Raw genomic sequence first — 16,766 nt, forward strand, 5'->3', positions numbered from 1 at the left:
GGGCTGGCGGCGGCCGCTCTTCAGGGTATGCCCTAGGCCAAGCTGCGATGTTGAGCCGCTAGCCTCCTCGGGACACCTGCCTCTGCGCCTGCAGCGGCCCAAATCCAGAGGAGCTGGCGAGATGGCCGACGAGCCGGTCCGGAACAACGACGCCACCGAGATCGCCAACGCGGTGGTGATCGCCATCACCGGCGTGATCGCGGCGATCGGCAGCTACCAGGGATCCCTGTGGGAGGGCCAGCAGGCGACGGCCTACAGCCGATCGAACAGCCTGCGCACGGAGAGCAACCGGGCGGCCGATCACGCCGACACCATGAAGGCGGCCGAAGCCGCGGTGTTCAGCGCCTGGCTCAACGCCCGCGCGACCGGCGACACCCGGCTCGCCGACTTCTATGCCCGGCGGTTCCCGCCCGACCTCCAGCACGCGTTCAACGACTGGATCAACCAGGAGCCGCTGACCAACCCGGCCGCCCCGCTGACGCCGTTCCTGACGCCCAGCTACCGTCCTGCCGGTCCGGCCCTCGCCGCCGAACTGGACAGGAAGGCCGCCGAGGTCTTCGAGGAGGGGCAGCGGGCCAACCACGTTTCCGACGCCTTCGCCCAGGGCGGCACGATCCTGTCCCTGTCGCTGTTCTTCGCCGGCATCGCCCAGGTGTTCCGCCGGCGCAGGGTGCGGGTGACGCTGTTGTTCATGGCCATACTGGCCTGCGCCCTGGGCGCGATCCGGGTGTTCACCCTGCCGATGATCACCATCATGAACCAGGGCGGCTGAGGCCGGCGCAAAGACAAAGGCGCTCCCGCCATCGGACGGGAGCGCCTGGATCTGGCCGATCGGCGTGTCAGTACGGCTTGGTCACGACGACGTAGGTGACGGTCGTTCCCTGATACCTGGGCTGATACCAGACCCCGTTGCAGCTGTAGTAGGTATAGCCGCGGTAGGGCGTGGCGACACACGCCGGCGGCAGGCTGTAGATCATCGATCCGACGGCGGCGGCGCTGACCGCGGCGGCCGTTCCGAAGGCGACGCCTCGGGCGACCGGGTAGTAGCGGTCGTCCCAGTCGTGCCAGCCGTTGTTGTAGCTGCGGTCGACGTTGATGTTCACGTCGTTGCCGACGTTGATGTTGCCGCGGTTGATGTTGCCCGTGTTCACGTTGCCGCGGTTGACGTTGCCGGTGTTCACGTTCCCGCGGTTGACGTTGCCGGTGTTCACGGCGCCTCGGTTGACGTTTCCGCGGTTGACGGCGCCCGCATTCGCTCGGCCGGCGCCGCTGATGCTGGTGGGCGCCGAGGCGCGCATCCCGCCGCCGCCGCGGGCCTCGGCGAGGGCCGGCACGCTCATCGCGGCGACGCCGAGGGACAGGACGGCCGCGCGGGCCAGGAGCAGGGAAGTCTTGGACATCGGGCGTCCTCCTCAGGGCTCGAAGGTGACCAGCACGATCGCCTTGGCGTCCTTGCCGGGCTTGAAGGCGAAGTCCTGGGCGGTGAACTGAGGGGCGGCGTTCCAGGTCAGCCGACCCACGTAGGCCGGGCGCGCCTCGTCGATGTTGTCGACGATGACCACCTTGCGGGGCACAGGCTTGTCGCCCTTCTCGATCCAGATCTGCCAGTCGAGATCGCCTTCCCGGAAGGCGTAGTGGTCGGTCTCCACGCCTTCGACGATCGCCGGGCCCACATGATAGCCGGCCTTCAGCATCGACGGCCGGTAGCTGTCCGGCTCGCTCCAGCGCAGCAGGTCCACGAGCGGCAGGGTGATGCCGTACTGGTCGGCGACCGCGTCGAGGGTCTCGCGGATCGTCGGCGGCGCATCGACGGTGGCGTAGTAGCCCTGCCGCGGCGCGTAGACCGTCAGCTGCTTGCCGTCATAGATGACGTGGCGCTCGCGCCTGGGGCTGGAGGTCTGGACCACCATGCCGGTCGGCCGGCGCACCTTGTAGACCACCTGCTCGTCGAGCTGCACGCGCTCGCCGTCGTCCATGACCACGTCGATGTCGGCGTCGATCTCGACCGTGAAGTTCGAGAACGTGCCGAGGTAGGCGCTCATCCGCTGCAGGGCCTGAAGGGCTTCGGGTTCGACGGCGGGCGCGACTTCGGCGCGGGTGCTGTCGGGTCGGGTCTGCGCGGCGAGATCGCCGGCCAGACCCGCTCCCAGGCACGCAATGAGGGCCAGGCTTACGGGGCGCATGTGTCTAGGTCCTTCGCTGGATCGAGGCCCGCAGCCTCTCACCAGGGTCGGATCGCTCCTATGGGTAGAAACCCCAGGCCCGGCCGGGACTGCGCCCCAACGACCGGGGGGCGGCGGGGGCGGCGCCTACGGCTGGATCAGGTTGTGCTTGATCGCGAACCGCACGAACTCGGCGGCGCTGCGAACGCCCGCCTTGCGCATCGCCCCGGCCCGATGGCTCTCGACCGTCTTGATGCTGATGCCGAGCAGCCGGGCGATCTGCTTGTTCGACTTGCCCTCGGAGATCAGCTGGGCGACCTCGAGCTCGCGCACGGTGAAGCTCTCCAGCCGCGAGCGCTTGCGCTCGTTCAGCGCCGCGTCGAGCAACAGCTCCGAGACGAAGGCCGAGAAGTAGGGCCGATTGGCGCCCAGCGCCGAGATCGCCGCCTCCAGCTGTCGGCCGCTGTCGGTCTTCAGGATGTAGCCGCGCGCGCCGGCCGCCAGGCCGCCGCTCACCGTCTCGTCGTCGTCGTGCATGGTGAAGAGCAGCACGTTGGCGGTAGGGAGCTCGCGCTTCAGCCGCCGGGTGAGGGCCACGCCGTTCAGGGTCGGCAGCGAGACGTCCAGCACGATCACGTTGGGCTTTTCGCGCAGGGCCATGTCGAGGGCCTCCTGGCCGTCGGAGGCCTCGCCGCAGACCTCCCAGCCGGGGTGGGCCTCGATGACTTCGCGCACGCCCTTGCGAACGATCTCGTGATCATCAGCGATCAGAACGCGGAGCATTTCGCCTCCTGTGGGGGGGAGCCCCTGCGGCAGCTTCACTGTGCGCGCTGCGCGCGGGATCGCCAACCTCTGTTGGTTGCAGCGCCGGCGAGCGCATTCTCAGATTGAGGACCGTTCGGCCGGCGCGGGGCAGGGTCATGCCGGCCAGCATCGAGCCGGCGCGCTCAGGTGACATCAGGTGAACACCTGAGAGGCGCCCCTCATCGAACGGGCGCGCGGCCGGTCGCGCGGCGGCACGGGCCGGGGCGGTCCAGCGCTCCGGCGCCGCTTGCGAGGGTTTCTACCGATGTGCGGGCGACCGCCCGGGCGCCACCGTCGCACGCCTGGAAGATCAATGGAGGTGATTCCATGCGCCCCACGGCTCTCGCGACGGCCTCGGCTCTTGCACTGGCGATGTCGTTCAGCACACCGGCGCCCGCCGCCGAAGCGCCGGCCAGTTGGGACGGCCTGGCGCACGTGGAGTCCAAGCGCGCCGCGGCGTTGTACCTGCTGCCGGGCGCCGACTTCAGCGCCTACACCAAGGTGATGCTGGACCCGACCGAGGTGGCGTTCCAGAAGAACTGGCTGCGGGACTACAACCGCGACCTCGTCGACCCCACCAACCGGATCAGCGAGGCCGAGGCCGAAAAGCTCCTCGCCGCAGCGCGCACCGGGTTCGAGGAAACCTTCCGCAAGGCTTATAGCGACGGGGGCTTCGAGGTCGTCACGAGCCCCGGACCGGACGTGCTGCGCGTGCGCACCGCGGTGATCGACCTGCGAGTCACCGCGCCGGACGTCAACAACACCGCCGGGATGCGAGTCTACGCGCGGGACGCGGGGGCTGCGACGGTGGTGCTCGAGGCGAGGGACTCGCAGAGCGGCGCGCTGCTCGGACGGGCGGTCGACCGACGGACGGCCGGAGACGGCGGCGCCCTGTTGCGCACGAAGTTCAGCAATCGCCACGACTTCGGCCAGCTGTTCAAGCGCTGGGCCGAGTCAAGCGTCGCGGGATTGAACGAGCTGAAGGCGCGCCCGCCGCTGCCGGAGCCCATCACGACCGCCGACCGCTGACCACCCCGGGGAGGCCGACTTGCCGACAATCCTCAACGACGTCGCCGAGGCGGTCGCCATCGGCTGCGAGTTCGCCAGCCTGCTGATCGTGGCGCTCGGCTCGATCGCCGCACTGGCAAGGCTGGCGTGGAACTGGCGGGAGCTCGGCGACCTGAAGGTCAAGAAGGAGGTCTGGCTGGGATTCGCCGCGAACATCCTGCTGGCCCTGGAGTTCGCCCTCGCCGCCGACATCGCCCGTACGGCGATCGAGCCGAACTGGGAAGACATCGGCAGGCTGGCGGCCATCGCGGCCATCCGCACGGCGCTGAACTTCTTCCTAGAACGCGACCTGGAGGCCGCTCGGACGGAGCAGGCGGCGCAGCCGCGGGCGGGCTAGACGGCGGCGGCCGGCGCGGCCTGGCCCTTCACCCAACGCTGGTAGGGCAGAGAGACCAGCAGGCCCACCAGCACGAAGCCGATGATCGCCGCCGGCACCTTCGGATCGGCCGAGTTGGCGGTGGCGATCATGAGGGCGATGCCGGGGTGGCGCGTCGCCGCCGTCACGGCCAGGGCCGAGCGATGGTGCGGGTCGGGTCCGCCGAGGATGTGGCCCCCGGCCAGGGCGACAAGCGAGACCAGCGCCATCGCCAGCACCACCCCGTCGCCCACCAGGTCCAGCATCGCCGGCCAGAGCTTGATCAGGATCGGGACCAGCGCCACCAGCAGCAGCAGGCTGGAGATTCGCGCGAACCAGGGCGCAAGCCGCTCGGCCAGAACCGGCGCGCCATGGCGCACGAGCATCCCCAGGACCAATGGGACCAGCACGGTGAGCAGCACGTTGCGGCCCAGCACGGCCGGGCTGAGGGCCACGTGGACGCCGTAGAAGGCGCTGAGCGCGGCGACCGTCGCCGGCACCAGCACCACCGCCAGCAGGATGAGGGTGACGTACAGGCTGTAGGCGTAGTTCTTGGCGCCGCCCAGCTTCATCTCCTTGCCGGGAACCAGCGGCGGCACCGGGGAGACGGCCATCAGCAGGATCCCCGCCTTGGCCACCGCCGGCAGCGGGAACAAGGCGATCAGCGCCACGGCGGCGAGGGGCACGACCATGTTCACCGCCACGACGGCCTTCAGCAGCATCGGCGGGCGGCGCACGAGGTAGAGGACGTCGTCCAGCGTGGACTCCAGCCCCACCCTGGCGACAAATCCGGCGAGGCTGGCGGCGATGATCACCGGAATGAGGCTCTGAAGCAGTTCCATGAGGCGCCGTCTCCGCGGTCGAGGAATCGAGCGCCGGCAGGGCCGAGGTGCTGTCGCGGCGCGCCGGGGTGATGGGCGCGTCGGCCTGCCGACGTGAGCAGCCTCGCCGCGGGGAGCGGTGCGAACGATCCGGCGAAACCCGCAGGGCCCGCAGGGCGCCGCCCGATGGGCCGGGTCCGTCGTCCGCAAAAGGCCCTGCACGGGGGAAACGTGCAGGGCCAGCTGGGTGGAGCGCCCGGTCTTGGCCGGGGCGGGCCGGACCGGGAGGGGGTCCCGGCGCGACGAGATCATTCTGCAGAGCGCGGGGATGGCCGGACATCGGGTCGATCCCCCATCGCCAGGCGGCGAATGGCGGGGCTAGCCGGGGCCTCCGTGGACCGGGACGGGCCGGCGCGAGACCCATCGTTCGTAGACGCCGCTGGTGACCGCCCCGATGAGGAACACGCCGAGGATGGCGGCGAAGACGTCGGGGTCCGCGCCGTTGGCCGTGGCGATGATCAGGGCGATGCCCGGGTGCCGGTTGGCGGCGGTCACCGCCAGCACCCTTCGCTCGGTGGGGTCCGCACCGCCGAGCAGGTGGCCCGCCGCGAGCCCGGCCGCCGCCACCAGGCCCATCACCAGGAGCGTCCCGTCGCCGGCGAGCGACTCGATGGCGGGCAGCAACATCACCGGGACCGGGAAGAAGGCGATCACCAGCAGCAGTACGGCGATGTTGCCGACCCACTCGTCGATCCGGCCGACCAGGCCCGGCGCCAGGCGCCTGACCAGCATCCCGACACCCAGGGGCAGCATCACCGTGAGCGCCACGTTGCCCGCCAGCGCGCCCACCGACAGATCGACATCGACGCCGTAGAACCGGGCCAGCAGGCTTACCGTCAGGGGTACGGCCACGACCGCCAGGGCGATCAGCGCGAAATAGAGGCCGAAGGCGTAGGCGCGATGGTTCTCGATGTGCAGCGGCCGGAACGCGGTCAGCGGCGGCGCCGGGGCTGCGGCCATCAACAACACGCCGGCCTTGGCGGCGGGAGCGACCGGGACGGCGGCGAGCAGCAGGACGGCGGCGGCCGGGACCGCAACGTTCACCGCCAGCACCGCCGCGCCCAGCCGGCGCGGCTGCCGGAACACGCTGACCAGGTCTTCCCATGAGGCCTGCATGCCGATCGTGGCGACCAGGCAGGCCAGGCTGAGGCTGAGCGCCAGCGGCACGAGGCTCGCAAGGAGCTCCATGGCGTCAGCTGTTCATCCGAAAGATCACCGACCCGAGCGCCAGCAGGGCGGCGGCGAGCAGCAGCACGGCGATCACCAGCGTCGGCGTCGCCCGATACTCGACCGCATGGTGGATCAGCGCCAGTTCGTGCAGCCGTTCGCGGCGGCGCGTCAGCGCGCGCCCGAACGTGGCGTGGCCGTAGATGCCCATCACCAGCATCAGGATGCCGAGGGTGAGCAGCGCCAGGCCAAGTCGCGTGCCGGTCTGGTCGATGTTGGGAATCAGGGCCGAGGCCTTGCCGAACACGCTGTGGATGGTGAAGCCGAACCCGATCAGCGAGAGGCTGGTGCGGACCGTGGACATGAGCGTCCGGTCGGCGCTCATGCGGGTGCGCTCGAACGACAGGCTGGTGCGGTTCGAGGAGAGCTCGACGCTCGTGCTGTTGTCGATCAGGTCAATCTGCGCCAGGGGCCGATCATTCATCGCTCTCTCCGTCGGGCTGCGGCTGGCCTCAGCTTCGGCGGAGGCGATATCCCGTCGCATCGGGCGGATACCTGACCCGGGGCGAAAAGAGCACGCAGCCGCGGCCGGCTAGGACGGGGCGCCGGGCCGCGAGCCCAGCCGCTCCACCGGCGGCGGCCGCCAGTCGTTCCGCAGCGCCGCGGCATGGGGACCGTAGAGCCGCAGCGACAGGGCGAAGCGGCCGCCGGGCGGGGCGATCACCGACGATGAGACCGCCGGCTCCTGCCGGGCGGATCCAATGAGGATCTCGGTCGTCGCGGCCGCGTCCGCGCCGAATCCGACCCTGCCGATCACCCCTTCGTCGGGGGGGCGGGCGCCCGGCGAAGGCTGGGCCGACAGGCGCCAGCCATATTGCGCCGGCGGGGGCCCGGCCGCCTCGAAGCCGAGCCGGTAGTGCTCGTCCCCGCGGAGCGGCCGACCGGACTCGTCCGTGGCGCACAGCAGGGCCAGGATGTCGGGCTCTCGGGCGGCCCCCAGGCCGCTCAGCAGCTCGGCCGCCGAGGCCGCCGATTGCGGCGGCGAGGACGCCGGCGGGGACAGGCGCCGCCATCCAGCCTGCGCCGCCTGGCCGTCAGCCGCCGCCGCGATGCCGCCGAGGCTGTCGCGGACGCCCTGGGCCACCGCCTCCTGCACCGGGCCGGACCAGGCGTCCGGGGGGCCGAGGCGGGCGAGCCGGGGGAGGATCTCCGTCTCCAGCCGGGCCCGCTGCGCGCGCGGAGCCTGGGCGACCAGCGGCCCCAGGCGGTGCAGCAGGGACTTCGCAGGGGTGCCCGCGAGCCGCTTCTCGAGCAGCAGATCGGGCGCCTCCAGCTGGCCGAACGCGGGCTCGCCTTCGGGAAAGGTGTGGACGCCGGCGTGGACCAGCGCCTGGCGCGCGGCGAGTCCGCGGGCTGCGGCCATGTCGGCCAGGCCATGCGCCTGGATCCGGCTGACCAGCCATACGGTGTCGCTGTGCGCCCGGCAGGCGCGGAAGCCCCCGGCGACCTCCCCTTTGAAGCCCGGCCCCACCAGGGTGATGTCGCAGCCGCCGGCCTCGTGAGTGCGCGAACCGATGCTCGCAAACGCCTCCCCGGCCGAGTCGATCAGCGTCACCGAGAGGTGCCGCCCCTTGCTGTCGGGCAGGCACAGGACCACCGGGCCCCGGGTGAGGTCGGCGATGGCGCTCGAAACGACGGTGTGCGGGTCCTCGAAGCCGAAGCTGCGGCTCGGCGCGTCGGCATGCGTCGGCAGCCCCAGGAACCGGCTGCCGGCGATGGGGTGGGCCCGCCGAACCGTGTCCATCAGCAGCAAGGCGAAGCCTAGGACCACCAGTTCGCCGGCGATCTCGCGAGCCGTCGTTTCGGTCAGAACGGGCATAGTCGAGTGGGCCATGGGCGCGCTCCCCAGCACCCGCTCAGGATGCGGGCTCGAAAGGTGCGGCGACATCCGGCGAAACCCGCCTAAGGCGCGGTCCCCGGCAGGGTCTTGGTCATGTCGGCCAGCATGGCGTTCAGCGGCGCCTGGGCTCCGTCGCCCTCGTTGACCTGCTTGCGCGAGGTGGCGCGCCAGGCGAGCTTGCCCGATGCGCGGTCCACGATGTCGAGCACCAGGGTGCCCTGCGTGTAGTCGAACGTGTCCACGGTCGTCATCGGCGGCCCGTAGGCGCCCCAGCCGCCGATGCACCCGCGGATGCCGCAATAGGTCGGGCCTGCGGCGCCGAGGGTGGTGACGGAGGCCTCGGTGCGGTCTTCGAGGCTCACGTGATAGGAGACCAGAAGCTCGGCCTGCTGGGGGTCGGCCGTCAGCCGGTAGCCCTTGGCGGCGAGGGCGGTGTCGACCGCCCGGTGAAGCCGCTCCTGGATGATGTCGTTGGCGATGCGCGGGTCGGCGTTGGGGGCGGGCGTCGAGGCCTGGGCCCAGGCGTAGGTTGAGCCGGGCGTCAGCGCGCGGCTGTCGGACTGCAGGACCGAGACGTCGCCGGCGGGCGTCTCGCAGGCCGACAGGGCGAACGCGGCCCACAGCGCGGCGGAAGAAAGTCCAATTCGTGAATGCAACGACACGGCGCCCTCCTGGCTGTTCAGGCGCTAGAGTCGGTCGGCGCGGTTCATCGAACATCGGGTGAATACCCGAGGCGTCGACCGCGATTAACGGGCTGCTTCTGCGGCGGGGCCGTGCGCCGGCGGCGCGGCGCTAGGCCACCGGCTTGAGCCTGGCGAGCACCGCGAGGCCCGGGTTCCGGTTCTCCAGCAGCACCTCGCCGCCAAGGTTCGCCATGCGCGCGCGCATCCCGGCGATGCCGACGCCGGGCGCCTCCATCGAAGGCGCGCTTCCGGCCAGGGCCGGCATGCCGATCCCGTCGTCGACGACATCGAGCTGCAACTGATTGCGCAGCTGGCGCAGTCGCACCTCGGCATGCTTGGCCTGCGCGTGCCGGTGAACGTTCATCAGCGCTTCCTGCGCCACCCGGAACAGGGCCATCTCCACCATGTCCTGCTGCCGGCCGATCGCGCCTTCCGCACGGAAGGTGATGGGCAACTCGACCCGTCGCCCGAAGCCGGTGCACAGGTCCTGCAGCGCCTGGGCAAGGCCGAGCGCCTTGAGGTCCGGCGGGTGCAGCAGGAACGAGAAGGCCCGGACCTCGGCGAGGGCCGCCGCGATGGCGGCGCTGGTCTCCTCCAGCTTGACCTTGTCGGCCGGATCGGTCCGGTCCGACCGCAACAGCGAGCCCAGCATGAGCTGGGCGCCGACCAGCAACTGGCTGGTCGAGTCATGGAGCTCGCGGCCGAGGTGTTCGCGCTCGCGCGCCTCGGCGCGGACGACGTCCCCGGTCGCCCTCAGCAGCGCGTCGTTGACCACGTGAAAGCCGGAGCTGTCGTAGGCGACGCCGAGGATCTTGGCCGGCGATCCGTCGGGGTTGCGGCTGAAGACGCGAGCGCGCGCGCTGAACACCCGCCAGCCGCCCTCGACGTCACGAACCCGCTTGTCGAAGGTGAAGTAGTCGCCATCGGCCGTTTGCCCGCGACGCCGCGCAAATTCGGCCACGCGGATGTTGTCTTCCGGCGGGCTGAGCGCCTCCCACTCGGGATTGGTGAACGCATTGCTCAGACCGACCTTGTGGGTCAGGTTGTTGTGGAAGGCGCGCGTGACTCCGGCGTTCAGGTCGTTGATGTACAGCAACGACCCCGCGGTCGAGCTGGTCGGCTCAAAGAGCGAGCCGACAAGCTGCGCCAGCGCAACCTGCGTCGCGGCGGCGCTCTCGAGCCTGAGCTGGACCTCCTGATCGCATCCCGAGGGCGATGGTCGGACCTCCACGTCCATGATCACGACGGCCGGCGCGACGCACTCCAGGTCGCGTGCGCGCTGCTTTCGCCGCTCGGCGAAGCATCGCCGGACCAGGTCCTCCACGGCGACCGCAGCGGCGGGCGCGAACACCTCCGCGAGCGGCCGCCCGATCACTTCCTGGGCGTTGCGGCCCAGAGCGTTGAGGAAGCCGTCGCTGGCCGACAGGAACTCGTACGACCGGTTGGACCGGCGCACGACGGCCACGCGGGGGGCCGATCGGCGTTTGCGCACGGCGGCGCCCGCCGCTCGCGGCGCGGGCTCGCCCGACGTTTGATCTACTGACATGACACCACGGCCGAAGCCGCCGCTCCCGACGAACAATGTCAGCTGACTATCATGGCCAAGTTGTCGCAACCATGACGGGTTGAGCCGAGCGTACCAAACTGGGCATGGCCATGCCTTGCACAAAATTGGCCGCTGAGCAGCGTTCGGTGCGTTCTAGGCGGCGCGCGGCCGGACGAGGCAGCGAAAGCCGACGTGCGACGTCGAGGTGTCGATCGGCTGCGGATGGCGCGCGGCCGGACGATAGCGCCGGCAGTAGGAGGGGGCGCACAGGTGCGAGCCGCCCTTGATCACCTTGCGCGGTATCTGCAGATCCGGCTGCTGGGGATCGAGGCTGCCTTCGCGAGATCCGCCGGCCGGGTTGCGCGGGGCGCAGCAGCTCTTCGGCGCCGCGCCGGACGAGGTCGACCACCAATCGGAGGTCCACTCCCAGACATTGCCGATCATGTCGAAGAGACCGTAGGCGCTGGCCGGGAACGCGCCGACCGGCGTGGTTCGAAACCTGCCGTGGGGCTTGCGGCTCTCGTGCGGGAAGCCGCCTTGCCAGATGTTGGCCATCACCCGGCCCCCGGGCTCGAACTCGTCGCCCCAGGCGAACTCGGCGCCCTCCAGTCCGCCGCGGGCGGCGAACTCCCATTCCGCCTCGGTCGGCAGCTCCTTGCCGGCCCAGCTGGCGTAGGCCTGAGCATCCTGCCAGGCGATGTGGACGACCGGATGGTCCCACAGGCCGTTCAGGTCGCTTCCGGGCCCAGTGGGGTGTCGCCAGTCGGCTCCCGAGGTCCAGCGCCACCATGCGGTGATGTCGTGCATCGGCGCCGGCCGGTCGGTGGGGAAGAAGACCAGCGAGCCGGCGACCATGAGTTCGGGCGCCGCGCCCGGATAGTCCCATGGGTCGGGCGAGATCTCGGCCAAGGTGAGCCAGCCGGTCTCCTGCACAAATCGCGCGAACATCGCGTTGGTGACCGGCGTGGTGTCGATCCAGAAGCCGTCGACCTCGACGACCCGTGCGGGCGCTTCCTCCGGATAGCCGGTGTCCGAGCCCATCAGGAAGCGGCCGCCCTCGATCCAGGTCATCCCGGCAGGCGCGCGTGTGGACCTGGCCCGGCTCGTGAAGTCCACGACCTCTCCCATCGAAGCCTCGCTGCTGCACTCGCGCAGGACCGTCACGACACCGTCCGCGGCCTCAGAGGACGCGCCGCCGGTGTCGGAGCGGCGGCGCGTCCTGACCGCGCCGGCTATTCGGCCGGCTCGGCCTTCCTTGCTTCGGCGGCGGCCGGAGCCGACGCCGGCTGGGCGATGTAGCGGACGTTCACGTGGTGGATCTTGCCGCTGAACGGGAACGGCGCGCGGTCGTAGTAGTCGAGCGACACCGGGGATCCGAGCGCCTTGCCGATGTCGAGGCAGTCGTTGGCGCTGAACAGCAGCGCCGCACTCACCGGCACCCGGCCCTCGGCCACGACAGCGCCGTTGGCGCGGATCGTGACCAGCAGCGGGCCGCCGGCCCGCGGCGTCTCGTAGACCGTTTCCACCTCGATCTTCACCCGGCCGGTGGGCAGCTTGCCCGCCGACCTGATCTTGGTCCGCTGGACGATGAAGAGGTTGTACTCGTAGACGATCTGGCCGCCGTCGACGTAGCAGGTCAGGCCCCCGCCGGCGCCGCCCAGCTTGTAGAGCACGCCGCTGGCGTCCGGCGGGACCTCGGCGTCGATGGTGACCAGGTTCGGCTTGTTGCCCAGGGCGGGCGCGCAGAACTCCGGCATCCGCTGCATCGTCCCGGCGAAGTTCCACTCGGTGCTGGGCGGCGCGATGCGCAACTCGGGATGGAGGAAGGGCACCCAGAGGCCGCCGCCGACCGGATAGACCTTGTTCTTGGCGGCCTCCATGGCGAACAGCTCTTTCATCTGCTGCAGCTTCTCGGGCATGGCCGCTGCGAGGTCCCGGGCCTGGGTCCAGTCCTCGTTGAGGTTGTAGAGCTCCCACTCGTCCTTGTCGGGCGTCCAGTCGTGGCCGCCCTTGGGCGCGCCGGGCGACCACGGCTCGCGCGGGCCGAACGCCGAGGCCATCCAGCCGTCGTGGTAGATGGCCCGGCTGCCCATGATCTCGAAGTACTGGGTCAGCAGCCGCCCAGGCGCCGCGCCGTCGTTGAACGAATAGGCGAAGCTGACGCCGTCGATGGGGTCCTGGGGGATGCCGTTGACGACGCGCGGGGGCGTGATGCCGACGACCTCGTAGATCGTGGGCACGATGTCGTTCACGTGGTGGAACTGGCTCCGCGGGGTCGCGTCCGGCTTGATCTTTCCGGGCCAGCGGATGGCCATCGGGTTGCGCGTGCCGCCCAGGTGCGACGCCAGCAGCTTCATGCCCTTGTAGGGGGTGCTGCCGGCCCAGGCCCAGGCCGCGTGATACTGGTTGTCGGTCTTGGGCGAGCCCAGCACGTCCAGGCCGCCCATCTCCTCCAGGGCGGCGATGTGCTGGGCCACCGTGGTCGGGATCATGTTCTGCGCCAGCAGCTCGCTGATGGTGCCGAGCTGGCCTTCGCCCGAGGAGCCGTTGTCCCCCCAGATGTAGAACACCAGGGTGTCGTCGCCGTAGCCGAGGTTCTCCACCTCGTCGAGCAGCCGGCCGATCTGGTGGTCGACGTGCTCGGCGTAGCCTGCGGCCACTTCCATAAGCCGCCGCTGGAAGGGCTTTTCCTCTTCCGGGATGCTCTCCCACGAGGCCAGGGTCTCGGGCCGCGCGGTGAGCTCGGCGTCGGCCGGGATCCAGCCGCAGGCCTTCGCCCGCTCGAAGACGCGCTCGCGATAGGCGTCCCACCCGTCGTCGAACTTGCCCTTATACTTGTCGGCCCACTCCTTCATGATGTGGTGCGGCCCGTGGATCGCGCCGCTCGCCCAGTACATGAAGAAGGGCTTCTCGGGCTGGAAGGCCTTGTGCTTCTGCAGCCAGTCGATGGCGTCTTCGGCCAGGTCCTCGCTGAGGTGATAGCCTTCCTCGGGCGTGCGCGGCGGCGGCACGATGGTCGTGTTGCGCACCAGGTTCGGCTCGTACTGCGAGGCCTCGCCGGCGAGGAAGCCGTAGAAGTACTCGAAGCCGAGGCCCGTGGGCCAGTTGTTGAACGGCCCGGCCGCCGTGGTCTCCAGGGCCGGGGTGTTGTGCCACTTGCCGAAGGCGGAGGTGGAGTAGCCGTAGTTCTTCAGCACCTCGGCGACGGTGGCGCAGCTCATCGGGATGGTGCCCGAGTAGCCGTCCCAGTCGTTGGCCAGCTCGGCGATCTGGCCGTTGCCGATGTGGTGGTGGTTGCGCCCGGTCAGCAGCGCGCCGCGCGTGGGCGAGCACATGGCCGTGGTGTGGAAGCGGTTGTAGCCGACGCCGGCCTTCATCACCCGCTCGAGGTTCGGCGTGGCGACCTCGCCGCCCAGCGTCGAGGGCAGGCCGGGGCCGGCGTCGTCGACCAGGATGATCAGGATGTTCGGCGTGCCCGGCGGCAGGCGGCTGGGCTTGGCTTTCGGGCTGTAGACCGACTCCTGCATCGTTCGGCCCGCGATGCTGCCCGAAGGCGTCGGCGCAAAGGGCAGGACCTCCTGCGGCGGAAGAACTGGATAGGGCGTTTTGCTCATCGTCTCTCTCCGAGGATAGGAGGAACTCTGCGCGACGCGAGGAACTCACCGCCGAGCCTGGGAGACGGCGGGCGGTGGATGCCGGCGAGCGACTGCTATGTCCCGCAAGGGTCCATGCCGGCCCGCGGCGAAGGTATCGGGTGAAGACCTGACGGCCTCGGACGCAAACCCCAGGTGCGCAGCCGGGGCCGCACGCCGTCAGGCCGTGCGGCCGGGTCGCCTCTCATGCGACCGCTGAGGGGGGCTCGGCGTCCGAAAAGTGGGGCTGGCGATCAGCCCGCCGCGTTCACGGGCTGACGCGCCGACATCTCCATCGCCCTCCGGTATTCGCGGGCGGCCTCCTCCACGGCGGGCTCGACGTCGCGCGGCAACAGCACGCCGGCCGCGACAGCCGCCGAGGCCGCCTGCCGGAACCTGGCCAGATATCCGGCCTCGTCGCCATACAGCGCCTCGAGGGTGGCCGCGTCGAAGGGCTTGCTGGAGCCGCGCAGGCGGCCGGAGAAGTCGTCGGTGACGGGGGTCGAGCTGTTCATGGCCACGGGAGCGTCCGCCTGGGGCAGGCGGGCGCCGCCCGTGGCGATGCCGTGCCGGTCGCGGACCACCTTGCCGTCGCTGGTGAAGTCGATCAGCGGCTGGCTGGGCGGGGCGGCGCCGCCGTTCACCCAGCGGTTCAGGTGATGCAGCGCGGCGTCGTAGAAGGGCTGCAGGTAGATCCGGTTCATCTGCTCCGAGGGCGGCGGCGGCGCCACGCCGAAGTCGCGCCGGTACTTCTCGTTACGGATCAGCTGGGCCTGGTAGGAGACGTGGGTGAGGGCCGCGGCCTCCCAGGTGCGGAAACGGTCGGTGTCCGGCTGGCGCACGCTCTGGCAGGCGATCGCCTCGAGCTCGGTGTTGACGATCATCACCGGCACGTCGAGATCCTCGCGGATCAGGTTCTGGCCCCGCGGCAGGGGACGGGCGTTGGCGTTTGCCGGATTGACCGGACGGTCGCTGGCCTCGATGGGCGTGCCGCTGCCGAAATAGATCTGCAGCATGTAGCCGTTGAAGGCGTGGCCGCCCTGCTCGGGCGGCAGCGGATGGACGGCGTTGATGTAGGTCGACAGCCGGCCGGCCGACTGCGAGGCGCCCAGGCCGATGACCTTGCGCACCTCCAGACCGCCCAGGGGATCGACCGTGCGGTCGCGGTCCGGCCCGACGGCGCGGGCGACCTGGCTGAAGATGTCGTACGAGGCGTCGTCGGTGGGGATGCTGAGATCGCCATAGCGTTCGCCGTCCCAGGCCACGAGGCCCTGCGGGTTCTCCGGAAAGCCGTGGACGCCCACCCTCTGGACGCTGGCGCAGACGTAGGCGTAGCCGCCCTCCAGCACCTCCGGGCCTTCGCCGAGGAACAGCTCGTAGCCGGCGGTGACGTTGTTCCAGCACACCACCACCGTGCCGTTGAACTTGGCCGGATCGGCGGGGCGGTAGACCAGGAACCGGGTCTTGAACGGGACCTTGCCCTTGGGCTGGACGCGCCACTTGCCGTCGCGGCCGAGCTCGGCGCCGGGCGCGGGGGCGTAGGTCGCAGCCTCGCCCGACAGGAAGTACTCCGCCTCGACGTAGCCCTTCTCGGCCAGGTCGATGAGCGGGCGGTTGAAGGGCCAGCCGTGCTTCCCTCCCGTGACGGGTCCTTGGATCATGTCTCGCTCCCTGACGGGGCGGCCTGTCGCCGGCCGCATCCTCGCCGTTGCAACCCTAGCCGCAACCATCACGGGCCTGAAGCCGCGATCGTTCTGGCTCACGGAAAGCGGCCCGGCCCGTCAGTTCGCCCGCGGCCCGGGCCTCGTCGGACGGCCCTCTGCGCCGCCCGCCCACCTTGGGTACGCGCCGCGGCCCGCGGGCGCGCGGGCGGGCGGATTGGCTTGCAATCGGCTCCCTGCGGCCACTACCCTCGCGAGAGTAGTCCTGGGTGACAACCCGAGTGCAGATGCGCCGTTCGTCATGCTTGGTGCGTTCCGCCGGCCGTTGCGGCGCAAGCCTGCGGGCCAGGTTGCTGGCCGCGGGCGCCGGGGCGGCGATGATGGCGACGCTGCCGGACCTGGCGCAAGCCCAGCAGTGCGCGCCCAGCGGACCGGGCGAGGTGACCTGCCAGGGCGGCTTCATCGGCCAGGGCTACAGCGAGACGGACAGCCCGGTCACGGTCAACGTCCTGAGCGGCGCCACGGTGGGCGGCGGGATCAGCCTGTCGGACGCGGGCACGAGCACCATCAACAACGCCGGCGTGATCCAGAGCAACGGCGGCCCTTCGGTGGTTCTGAACAACACCGCCCCGAGCGGGGTGAAGAACCTGAACAACATGCCGGCCGGCTCGATCAACAACAACGTCGTCGGCTCGGGCGACGGCGCGATCAACATCATCCAGAACGGCAACTTCAACGGCAGCCTGACGATCACCGGCGCCGGGACCAACTTCATCAGCCTGCCCGCGTCCCGGGGGTTCGCAGGGCCCGTCAACGTCACCGGCGCGGTCAACACCGTGAATGCCGAGGGCGTGTTCAACAACGGGCTGACCCTGAACGGCTCGACCAGCAACTCCGTGGTCCTGCA

The 16,766-nt window shown here is 70.5% G+C and carries 15 protein-coding genes; 3 read left to right on the forward strand and 12 right to left on the reverse strand.

Features of this window, described 5'->3' with window-relative positions:
* Positions 1–121 precede the first annotated feature (121 nt).
* A complete protein-coding gene (locus ACFSC0_RS12525) occupies positions 122–772 on the forward strand; it encodes a hypothetical protein (RefSeq protein ID WP_377283823.1) in 651 nt (216 codons plus the stop codon).
* 67 nt (positions 773–839) lie between these two features.
* Here ACFSC0_RS12525 and ACFSC0_RS12530 read toward each other — a convergent pair whose 3' ends face one another.
* The 3 genes from ACFSC0_RS12530 to ACFSC0_RS12540 form a co-directional block, all read right to left on the reverse strand.
* On the reverse strand, positions 840–1,400 hold the full coding sequence (locus tag ACFSC0_RS12530) for a pentapeptide repeat-containing protein (RefSeq protein WP_377283822.1): 561 nt from the start codon (positions 1,398–1,400) through the stop codon (positions 840–842).
* Positions 1,401–1,412: 12 nt separating this feature from the next.
* Complete coding sequence (locus tag ACFSC0_RS12535; RefSeq protein WP_377283821.1) at positions 1,413–2,183, reverse strand: DUF2092 domain-containing protein; 771 nt, start codon at positions 2,181–2,183, stop codon at positions 1,413–1,415.
* 126 nt (positions 2,184–2,309) lie between these two features.
* The gene (locus ACFSC0_RS12540) at positions 2,310–2,945 is read right to left on the reverse strand and encodes a response regulator (RefSeq protein WP_377283820.1); all 636 of its coding nucleotides are present in this window, start codon (positions 2,943–2,945) and stop codon (positions 2,310–2,312) included.
* A gap of 348 nt (positions 2,946–3,293) precedes the next feature.
* On the opposite strand from ACFSC0_RS12540, the gene ACFSC0_RS12545 reads away from it, so the two are divergent.
* Positions 3,294–3,995, forward strand: coding sequence for a DUF3313 family protein (locus ACFSC0_RS12545; RefSeq protein WP_377283819.1), 702 nt, complete (start codon positions 3,294–3,296; stop codon positions 3,993–3,995).
* A 19-nt stretch (positions 3,996–4,014) separates the two neighbouring features.
* Positions 4,015–4,371: a DUF1622 domain-containing protein gene (locus ACFSC0_RS12550; RefSeq protein WP_377283818.1), complete on the forward strand. Its 357-nt coding sequence runs from the start codon at positions 4,015–4,017 to the stop codon at positions 4,369–4,371.
* Here the strand turns inward: ACFSC0_RS12550 and ACFSC0_RS12555 are convergent.
* From ACFSC0_RS12555 to ACFSC0_RS12595, 9 genes are all read right to left on the reverse strand, one after another.
* Positions 4,368–5,231 (reverse strand): hypothetical protein, encoded by an 864-nt coding sequence (locus ACFSC0_RS12555; RefSeq protein ID WP_377283817.1) that lies wholly within the window; start codon positions 5,229–5,231, stop codon positions 4,368–4,370. The two genes, ACFSC0_RS12550 and ACFSC0_RS12555, sit on opposite strands and share 4 nt — an antisense overlap.
* Before the next feature lie 357 nt (positions 5,232–5,588).
* Positions 5,589–6,458 carry a hypothetical protein gene (locus ACFSC0_RS12560; protein WP_377283816.1) on the reverse strand — a complete coding sequence of 290 codons (870 nt, stop codon included), beginning with the start codon at positions 6,456–6,458 and terminating at the stop codon, positions 5,589–5,591.
* Between the two features lie 4 nt (positions 6,459–6,462).
* The gene (locus ACFSC0_RS12565) at positions 6,463–6,921 is read right to left on the reverse strand and encodes a YidH family protein (RefSeq protein ID WP_377283815.1); all 459 of its coding nucleotides are present in this window, start codon (positions 6,919–6,921) and stop codon (positions 6,463–6,465) included.
* A 108-nt stretch (positions 6,922–7,029) separates the two neighbouring features.
* A complete protein-coding gene (locus ACFSC0_RS12570; RefSeq protein WP_377283814.1) occupies positions 7,030–8,331 on the reverse strand; it encodes a DUF1254 domain-containing protein in 1,302 nt (433 codons plus the stop codon).
* A 68-nt stretch (positions 8,332–8,399) separates the two neighbouring features.
* On the reverse strand, positions 8,400–8,999 hold the full coding sequence (locus ACFSC0_RS12575; protein ID WP_377283813.1) for a DUF4136 domain-containing protein: 600 nt from the start codon (positions 8,997–8,999) through the stop codon (positions 8,400–8,402).
* A 130-nt stretch (positions 9,000–9,129) separates the two neighbouring features.
* A complete protein-coding gene (locus ACFSC0_RS12580) occupies positions 9,130–10,485 on the reverse strand; it encodes a PAS domain-containing sensor histidine kinase (RefSeq protein ID WP_377283812.1) in 1,356 nt (451 codons plus the stop codon).
* Between the two features lie 234 nt (positions 10,486–10,719).
* Positions 10,720–11,694: a formylglycine-generating enzyme family protein gene (locus ACFSC0_RS12585; protein ID WP_377283811.1), complete on the reverse strand. Its 975-nt coding sequence runs from the start codon at positions 11,692–11,694 to the stop codon at positions 10,720–10,722.
* Positions 11,695–11,798: 104 nt separating this feature from the next.
* Positions 11,799–14,180: an arylsulfatase gene (locus tag ACFSC0_RS12590; RefSeq protein WP_377283810.1), complete on the reverse strand. Its 2,382-nt coding sequence runs from the start codon at positions 14,178–14,180 to the stop codon at positions 11,799–11,801.
* 272 nt (positions 14,181–14,452) lie between these two features.
* Complete coding sequence (locus ACFSC0_RS12595; protein WP_377283809.1) at positions 14,453–15,859, reverse strand: alpha/beta hydrolase domain-containing protein; 1,407 nt, start codon at positions 15,857–15,859, stop codon at positions 14,453–14,455.
* Positions 15,860–16,766 lie beyond the last annotated feature (907 nt).

The organism is Phenylobacterium terrae, from assembly GCF_042681205.1.
GTDB classification, from domain to species: Bacteria; Pseudomonadota; Alphaproteobacteria; order Caulobacterales; family Caulobacteraceae; genus Phenylobacterium; species Phenylobacterium terrae.